This window comes from Mitsuaria sp. RG (genome assembly GCF_028369275.1).
Lineage (GTDB): Bacteria > Pseudomonadota > Gammaproteobacteria > Pseudomonadales > Pseudomonadaceae > Aquipseudomonas > Aquipseudomonas peradeniyensis.
The window spans coordinates 1-9,342 of sequence record NZ_JAQMYQ010000084.1 but is presented as its reverse complement, the minus strand read 5'-3'; the positions used below and the strand labels follow the sequence as shown (position 1 = coordinate 9,342).

Below are 9,342 nucleotides of genomic sequence, written 5' to 3'. Positions count from 1 at the left end.
GTGCCGCCGTTGAACGGATCGGGCAGGAAGCGCTCAGCGGTCAGCTCCGGCTGGCCCAGGTAGCCCAGGGCCACGCCGTCACCGGCGATATACAACTCGCCCACCGCTCCCACCGGCAGCAATTGCTGGCGAGCATCGAGCACATAGCAGCGGCTGTTGCCGATCGGCTTGCCAATCGGGATGCTGCCCTCGCCCACCTCGGTGATGTCGTAGGTGGTGCTGAAGGTGGTGGCCTCGGTCGGGCCGTAGCCATTGAGCAGGTGTTGCGGCGCGCCATCGCGCAGTACCCGGGTAATCACCGCCGGGTCCAGCACATCGCCACCGACCATCAGGTAGCGAAGCTCTCGGAACGCCGGCAGCAAATCGCCGGCGAACTGATGGAACAGGCCAGCGGTCAGCCACAGCACGGTGACACCCTGCTCCAGCAGCACTTCGCGCAGGCCCTGGCGCGACAGCACCTGGTCCTGGTCGATCACCACCACCGCGCCGCCGTTGAGCAGTGGCGCCCAGACCTCCAGGGTGCTGGCGTCGAACGCCGGGTTGGAGGCGAAGGCCACCCGGTCCTGGCGGTTGAAATCGGCAAAGCCGTTGTTGATCACCAACCGCACGATGGCCCGGTGCGGCACCTGCACGCCCTTCGGCGTGCCGGTGGAGCCAGAGGTGTACATGATGTACGCCGCGCTGCCGGCGTCCACCGCCAGGCCCAGCGGCGCATCGGCATAACCGCTCAGGTCGAGGCGGTCGAGTTCGACCCGGCGTGCACCTTCCACTTGCGGCTGGTCACTGTGGGTCAGCACCAACCGCGCCTGGCTGTCGGCCACCATGAACGCCTGACGCTCGACCGGCGCATTGCCGTCCAGCGGCACGAACACCGCCGCGCACTTGCTCACGGCCAGCTGGGCCGCCAGCAGATCGAACGAGCGAGGCAGCAGCAAAGCCACGCGGTCACCCGCCTGTACCCCCTGCTCCAGCAGGTACCCGGCCAGCCGGCTGGCCTGCCGGTCGAGCGCCTGGTAGCTCCAGCGCCGCGTGCCATGGGCCACCGCCAGTGCATCCGGGCTGGCCATGGCCTGCGCCTCGAACAGGGCATGCATGGGCAGGTCGCGGGGATAGTCGCGACGGGTCGCGTTGAACTGCCGCGCCACGCGCTCGCGCTCGACGTCCGGCAAGGCGTTGATACGGTTCAACGGCGCCGCCGGCGTGTCCGCCAGGGTATCGGCCAACCGCGCCAGGGCCGTCTGCAGCAGCTGGCAGACCAGTACCCCATCCACTTGCGGAACCGCCTGCACGGTCAGGATGAAACCGTCACCCAAATCGTCGACGCTGACCACCAGCGGGTAGTTGCTGCGCTCATGGGCGGCCAGCAGTTCGATGCCCTGCCAGGCCTGTGCGCGCTGCGCCCCGGTAGCCGCGCTATGGCGGTAGTTGAGCAGGCTGGTGAACAGCGCCTGGGAGGCCGGCACGCCGCTGCAGCGCTGGGCCAGGGCCAGGGAGGCCTGCTCGTGGGCCAGCAGGCGCGCCAGGCGCTGGTGGGTCAGACGCACGCCGTCGACCACATCCGTCTCCCCCACACTGACCCGCAACGGCAAGGTGTTGATGAACATGCCCAGCGCCCGCTCGGCGCCCTCGCCGCCCTGCAGGCGGCCGAGCAGCACGGTGCCGAACACCACGTCCTCGCGGCCGGACAGCTGCGCCAGCACCTGCCCCCAGGCCTGGTGCACCAGGCTGGCGACGCTGATGCCCAGCAACCGTGCCTGCTGACGCAGGCGCAGGGCCAGTGGCTCGTCCAGGCGCTCGCGGTGGTCGAGCACGTGGCTGCCATCGCCCAGCGCCCCGCGCAGGCCGAACACTTCGGTCGGCTCGTCAATATCGCCCAGCAGTTCGCGGAACAGCGCCTCCTGCGCTTGACTGTCGTCACGCAGGCGCGCCTGGGCCACATAGTTGCGGTACGGCACGCTGTCGCCCTCGGGCATGCGCCCCAGCAGCGCATCGCCGACCTCGGCCACCAGCAGTTCCATGGCGGCGTGGTCGAGGAGGATATGGTGCAGCAGCAGGGTCGCCTGCAAGCGGCCCTGTTGCATATGGCTGCTCAGGTGCATCAACGGTGCGCGGCACAGGTCCAGGCGTGGACTGTCCAGTGCCGGCTCAAGGTCCAGGCGCGCCTCGCGCCAGACCACCTGCACCGCTTCGTCGAGCCCCTGCCAGTGCACGCTGGTGCGCAGGATGTCGTGGCGGGCGATGACCTGGTTCAGCGCCACGATGAAGGCCTCCAGCTCGGCCTGGCCGGCAAAGGCGAAGTTCAGTTGCAGTAAGTAGGGGTCGACCTCGGCGCTGGCCAGGTGGTGGTAGAGAATGCCCTGCTGCAACGGCGCCAGGGCGTACAGGTCCTGAACATTGGCCGCGCCGCCGGGGATCTTTTGCAGCAAACTGTCGAGCGCGGCCTGTTCCAGGCGTGCCAGCGGCAACATGTCGGGGGTGATGCGCGTGCAGCCTGCCGGGATACGGTTGGCCGGCACTTCCAGCGTCACCTCGCCACCCACCGCCGCCGCCAGCGCCGCCAGGCTCGGCTGGCCGAACAGCACCCGCACATCCGCCGCCAGGCCGGCCTGGCGCATGCGCGCGGTCAGGGTCACGGCCAGCAGCGAGTGGCCGCCGAGCTCGAAGAAGTTGTCATGGCGACCGACCCGGGCCACGCCCAGCAGGTCGCTCCACAGCTGCGCCAGCAGGGTCTCGACTTCGCCTTGCGGCGCCTCATAGGCCTGCTGCGTGGTTTCCGGCTGCGGCAGCGCCTTGCGGTCGAGCTTGCCGTTGGGGCTCAGCGGCAGCGCCTCGAGGTGGGTAAAGGAAGCCGGCACCATGAACTCCGGCAACTGGCCCAGCAGCGCAGCGCGCAGCGTGTCCGGCGCCTGCCGGGCGCCGGTGTAGTACGCCACCAGGCGCTGCTCGCGGGCCAGCACCACCGCCTCCTTGACCCCTTCGATACGGGTCAGGCAGGCCTGGATCTCGCCCAGTTCGATGCGCAGGCCACGAATCTTCACCTGGTCGTCGTTGCGCCCGAGGTATTCCAGGTTGCCGTCGGCCAGGTAGCGGGCCAGGTCGCCGGTGCGATACATCCGGCCACCGGTCCTGAGCGAGAACGGATCATCGAGGAAGCGTTCGGCGGTCAGTTGCTCGCGGTTGAGATAACCCCGCGCCACCTGCACACCGCCGATGTACAGCTCGCCGGCCACGCCCACCGGTACCGGCTGGCCCTGGGCGTCCAGGACGTACAGCGCGGTATTGGCGATCGGCTTGCCGATCGGCGTGTTGTCCGGTGCCGCCACGCAGTGCCAGGCACTGACATCCACCGCCGCCTCGGTCGGGCCGTACAGGTTGTGCAGCTCGACCGTCGGCAGCTGTGCATGGAAACGCCTTGCCAGGCTGCCGGGCAAGGCCTCGCCGCTGCACAGCACGCGCTTGAGCTGGTGCACCAGGACTTCGCCATGGGCGAGGAACACATCGAGCATCGACGGTACGAAGTGCAAGGTGCTGACCTGCTCTTCACGGATGACCGCACGCAGGTACTCGGGGTCGCGGTGCCCGCCAGGGCGCGCCATCACCAGGCGTGCGCCGGTCTGCAGCGGCCAGAGGAACTCCCACACCGACACGTCGAAGCTGAACGGGGTCTTCTGCAGCACCACGTCACCAGCGCCCAGTCGGTAGGCGTCCTGCATCCACAGCAGGCGGTTGACCACCCCGGCGTGCTCGTTCATCACGCCCTTGGGCAGGCCGGTGGAGCCGGAGGTGTAGATCACATAGGCCAGGTGGCGCGGGGTCAGCCCGGGCACCTGTGGGGCATGCGCCGGCTGCGCCTGCCAGGTCGGCTGGTCGAGGTCGATCAGCGCCGCACGGCTCGCCTGCGGCACGTCGCGGGTGGCACCGTGCACCAGCACCGCCAGCGGCGCGCTGTCATCGAGCATGTGACGGATGCGCTCGGCCGGGTAGTCCGGGTCGACCGGCACGTAGGCGCCACCGGCCTTGAGGATGGCCAGCAGGCCGACCACCATCGACAGGCCGCGCTCGAGGCAGATCGCCACGCGCGCGTCGGGTTTTACCCCCAGCGCAATCAGGTGATGGGCCAGGCGGTTGGCCTGCTCGTCGAGCTGGCGATAGGTCAGCTCGCCTTCCTCCGCCCTCACCGCCACAGCGGTCGGGGTGCGTCGAACCTGAGCCTCGATCATGCCGTGCAGCGTCTGCTCCAGGTCGTACGCCACCGCCGTGTCGTTGAACTCGACCAGCACCTGGCGCCGCTCCTCGGCACTCAGCACCGGCAAGCGGTTCAGCGCCTGCTGCGGATGTTGTTCAAGCGCCAGCAACAGACCGTCGAGCACCTGCAGCATCTGCGCGCAGATGCGCTGTGCGCCCACCTGGGCCGACACCTGCACGCCCAGGCGCAGGCCATCGCCGAAGTCATCGACGTTGAGGCTCAGCGGGTAGTTGGTGCGCCCTTCGCTGCCCAGGGTCTCGATCCCCTCCCAGGCCTGTGGCTGCGGCGCGGCGCGGGTGCTCTGGCGGTAGTTGAGCATGGCGCTGAACAGCGGCAGCGGCGCGGCCACCTGGCTGCAGCGCTGGGCCAGGGCCAGCGAGGCGTGCTCGTGGACCAGCAGCGCCGACAGCTCGCGGTGGGTGGCCAGCACGCCGTCGCGCACGCCCAGCCCATCCAGCTCGACCCGCAACGGCAGGGTGTTGATGAACATGCCCAGGGCCCGCTCGCTGCCCTCGCCGCCCTGCAGGCGGCCCAGCAGCACGGTGCCGAAGACCACGCAGTCCTTGCCGCAGGCCACCGCCAGCAGACGCGCCCAGGCCAGGTGCACCAGGCTTGCGGCACTCACGCCCAGTTGGCGGGCCTGGTCGCGCAGGCGACCATAGCGAAGGCCGTCGAATTCCACCTCGGCCTCATCGAGGGCCTGACCTTCGCCCTGCACCTCGCGCAGGCCGAACGGCAGGCTTGGCTCGTCGATACCACCCAGGCGGGCGCGGAAGAACGCCTCGTGCTCGGCTTCGCTGACGCCCAGGCGCGCCTGTGCCACATAGTTGCGGTACGGCACCGAGGCCGACAACGGCTCGGTCTGCCCCAGCAGGTAGCCGCGCAGCTCGGCCTGCACCGCCTGCATGGCGATATGGTCGAGCACGATATGGTGGAACTGCAGTACCGCCTCGACCCGCTGGCCACCCGGTTCGGTGCGATGCAGCAGGCGGATCAGCGGCGCCTGGCCAAGGTCCAGGCGCGCCAGGTGGGCGTCGTCGAGCGGCGCCAGTTGCAGCGGCGCCTGGCGCCAGACCACCTGTACCGGCTGCGGCAGGCCATCCCAGAGCACTGCGGTACGCAGGATGTCGTGCCGGGCGATGACCTGTTCCAGGGCCTGTGCGAACACCCGCAGCCGCGCCGGGCTGTCGAAGCGCAGCCGTGCCCGCAGGGCGTAGGGATCGACGCCCACGGCGCTGAGGTGCAGATAGAGGATGCCCTCCTGCAACGGCGCCAGGGGGTAGATATCCTGAACATTGGTCGCACCGCCCGGCACCGCGGCGACGATGCGCTCAATGGCGGCCGGTTCCAGGTCGACCAGCGGCAGCATGTCCGGGGTGATAAGGGTGCAGCCCGCCGGAATCCGGTTGGCCGGCACCACCACCGCGCCGCCCTGGCCCAGGGTAGCCGCCAGCGCGGCCACGCTCGGCTGGCCGAACAGGGTGCGTACATCCACCTGCAGGCCGGCCTGGCGCAGGCGCGCGGTGAGGGTCACGGCCAGCAGCGAGTGACCGCCCAGTTCGAAGAAGTTGTCGTGCCGCCCTACCCGCTCCACGCCCAGCAGTTGCGACCAGATCTCGGCCAGCAGCACCTCGGTCTCGCCTTGTGGCACCTCGTACTGGCGCGCCTGCACGTCCGGCAGCGGTAGCGCCTGGCGGTCGAGCTTGCCATTGGGGGTCAGCGGCCAGCTGTCGAGGTGGACGAACAGCGCCGGCACCATATACTCCGGCAACCGCGCCAGCAATGCCTGGCGCAGCGCGTCGGCAGGCTGCGGCTCGCCACGGTGGTAGGCGACCAGGCGATCACCGCCGTGTGGATGCCGGTGGACCAGCACCAGTGCCTCGCGCACGCCGGCCACGCGGTTCAGGCAGGCCTCGATCTCGCCCGGCTCGATGCGCAGGCCGCGCAGCTTGATCTGGTGGTCGGTACGACCAAGGAACGTCAGGCTGCCGTCGGCGGCCTGGCGTACCCGATCGCCGCTGCGGTACAGCCACTCACCCTCGGCGAACGGGCTGGCGATGAAGCGTTCGGCCTGTTGCTCCGGCAGCCCCAGGTAGCCACGCGTCACCCCGGCGCCGCCGATATGCAGCTGGCCGGCGACGCCCCAGGGTACCGGCTGGTCGTGGGCATCGAGGACGTACAGGCGGGTGTTGTCGATGGGGTGGCCAATCGGCAACGCGCCGGCAGGAATCAGCTGTCCGGGCTCCAGGGTCCAGGCGCTGCAGTCGACCGTGGTTTCGGTGGGGCCGTAGACGTTGTGCAAGCGCACCTGTGGCAGGCGCTGGCGTACTTTTCGGGCCAGGGCCTCGGTCAGCTCGCCACCACCGCAGACAATATCGCTGAGGCTGGCGCAGGCGGCACTGTCGTCCTGGTCGAGGAACTGCTGCAACAGCGCGGGCACGAATTGCACCACGCCGACCTGCTGCTGGCGGATCAGCCCGGCCAGGTACTGCGGGTCGCGCTGGCCATCCGGCTTGGCCAGCACCAGGCGCAGCCCACTGCACAACGGCCAGAACAGCTCCCACACCGAGGCGTCGAAGCTCACCGGGGTCTTGTGCAACACTGCGCCGCCGGCCGGGAACCGGCGGGCACTCCAGTGCACCAGGTTGGCCAGGTTGCGGTGCTCGACCATCACCCCCTTGGGCAGGCCGGTGGAACCTGAGGTGTAGATCACATAGGCCAGGTGCGCGCCGTTCAGCCCGGGCACCCGTGGGTCGCTGTCCGGCTGCCCGTCCCAGCTGGGCTGATCGAGATCGACCTGCGGCACCGCCGCTTCGCCGACCAGCGTCCGCGTGCCTTGTTGCACCAGCAGCGCTCGCGGCTGACTGTCGGCGAGCATGTGGCCGATACGTTCTGCCGGGTAGTCCGGGTCCAGCGGCACATAGGCACCGCCGGCCTTGAGGATCGCCAGCAGGCCGACCACCAGCGGCAGGCCGCGCTCGACACAGATTGCCACCCGGTCGTCGGGCCGCACGCCCAGTGCGATCAGGTGGTGGGCCAGGCGATTGGCCTCGGCGTTGAGCTGGCGATAGCTGAGTTGTCCGTCGTCAGACTGCACGGCGATCGCCTCGGGATCGCGCGCCACCTGCTGCTCGAACAACGCCTGGACAGGCTGTTCGAGATTGCCGGCCTGGGCCGTGGCGTTGCAGGTCTGCAACAGATGCTCACGCTCATCGTCCGGCAATACCGGCAGCGCCAGCAGCGCTTGCCGTGGCTGAGCCTCCAGACCTTCCACCATGCCCTGCAGCACCTGCCGCAACTGCCCGCAGACCCGCTGGGCGCCGACGCTCGCCGGGGTCATTGCCACCAGGCGGAAGTCTTCCCCCATGTCGTCCACGCTCAGGCTCAGCGGGTAGTTGCTGCGCTCCTGGCCATCGAGGAACTCGATGCCCTGCCATTCCAGGCGCCGGGCCTCGCTCGCCGCCTGGCCATGGCGGTAGTTGAGCATGGCGCTGAACAGCGGCGCCGGGGCCGGCACGCCACTGCAACGCTGGGCCAGGGCCAGCGACGCATGCTCGTGCACCAGCAAGGCGCTCAGGCGCTGCTGGGTCAGGCGTACGGCGTCCTGCAGGTCGAGGTCTGCAAGGTCCAGGCGCAGCGGCAAGGTATTGATGAACATGCCCAAGGCCCGCTCGGCACCTTCGCCGGCCTCCAGGCGGCCCAGCAACACAGTGCCGAACACGACTCGATCAGTGCCGCTGACGGCCGCCAACAGGCGAGCGAAGGCCAGGTGGAACAAGCTGGCGGGGCTGATGCCCAGCTGCCGGGCCTGTTGCCGCAAACGCGCGGCCAGGGTCTGGTCCAGCCAGAGGTGGGCTTCCTCGATGGCCTGGCCGTCGCCCTGCACATCACTCAGGCCGTAGGGCAGCGTCGGCTCGTCGATATCGCCCAGCTGGGCGCGGAAGAACGCCTCGTGCTCGGCCTGGCTGACGCCCAGGCGCGCCTGGGCCACGTAGTTGCGGTAAGGCACCGGGGCCTGCACTGGTACGGCGCTGCCCTGCAGGTAGCCGAGCAGCTGCGCGCCGATGATCTCCAGGGCGGTGTGGTCGAGAACGATATGGTGGAACTGCAGCAGTGCCTCGATGCGCTGGCTGCCGGCCTCATCGCAATACAGCAGGCGGATCAGCGGCGCCCGGGCCAGGTCGAGGCGTTGCAGGTCGTGGCCGTCGAGCGGCGCGACCAGCAGTGGCGCCTCGCGCCAGACCACCTGCAGCGGTTGCTCCAGGCCTTCCCAGAGCACGGCGGTGCGCAGCACGTCGTGACGGCTGATGGCCTGGCGCAAGGCCTTGGCGAACGCCTCCAGGCGTGCCGGGCTGTCGAACGCCATGCGCGACTGCAGCACATAGGGATCGTGCTCCGGCGAGCTGAGGTGGTGGTAGAGGATGCCCTCCTGCAACGGCGCCAGCGGGTAGATGTCCTGCACGTTGGCCGCGCCGCCCGGCACCGTGGCGACGATGCGCTCGATGGCGGCAGGTTCAAGGTCCACCAGTGGCAGCATGTCCGGGGTGATCTGGGTGCAGCCGGCCGGAATCCGGTTGGCCGGGACCTCGACCTGGCGGCCATGGCCCAGGGTCGCCGCCAGTGCCGCCACGGTCGGCTGGCCGAACAACGTGCGCACGTCGGCCTGCAAACCGGCCTGGCGCAGGCGCGCGGTGAGGCTCACCGCCAGCAGCGAGTGACCGCCCAGTTCGAAGAAGTTGTCGTGGCGACCGACCTGCGCAACGCCCAGCACCTCGGCCCAGAGTGCCGCGATAGTGGTTTCCACGGGGCCTTGCGGCATGGCGTAGGCCTGGCCGGTGAGCATGGCCGGTTCCGGCAAGGCCTTGCGGTCCAGCTTGCCGTGGCTGGTCAGTGGCAGTTCCTCCAGACGCATGAAGGCTTGCGGTACCAAGTGACCCGGAAGGCTGACTTGCAGACCTTGGCGCAAGGTGTCGAGATCGACCATGGCGGTTTCGGTGAACCAGGCCAGCAGACGCTCGTCACGCACCAGCACCACGGCATCCGCGATACCCGGCTGCGCCTTCAGCGCGGCTTCGATCTCGCCCAACTCGACCCGC

The 9,342-nt window shown here is 69.5% G+C and carries 1 protein-coding gene; it reads right to left on the bottom strand.

Going from position 1 to position 9,342, the window contains the following annotated elements:
* Nucleotides 1–9,342, bottom strand: a 9,342-nt coding sequence (locus POF53_RS25510; protein ID WP_498969989.1) for an amino acid adenylation domain-containing protein, incomplete at both ends; no start/stop codon positions are given.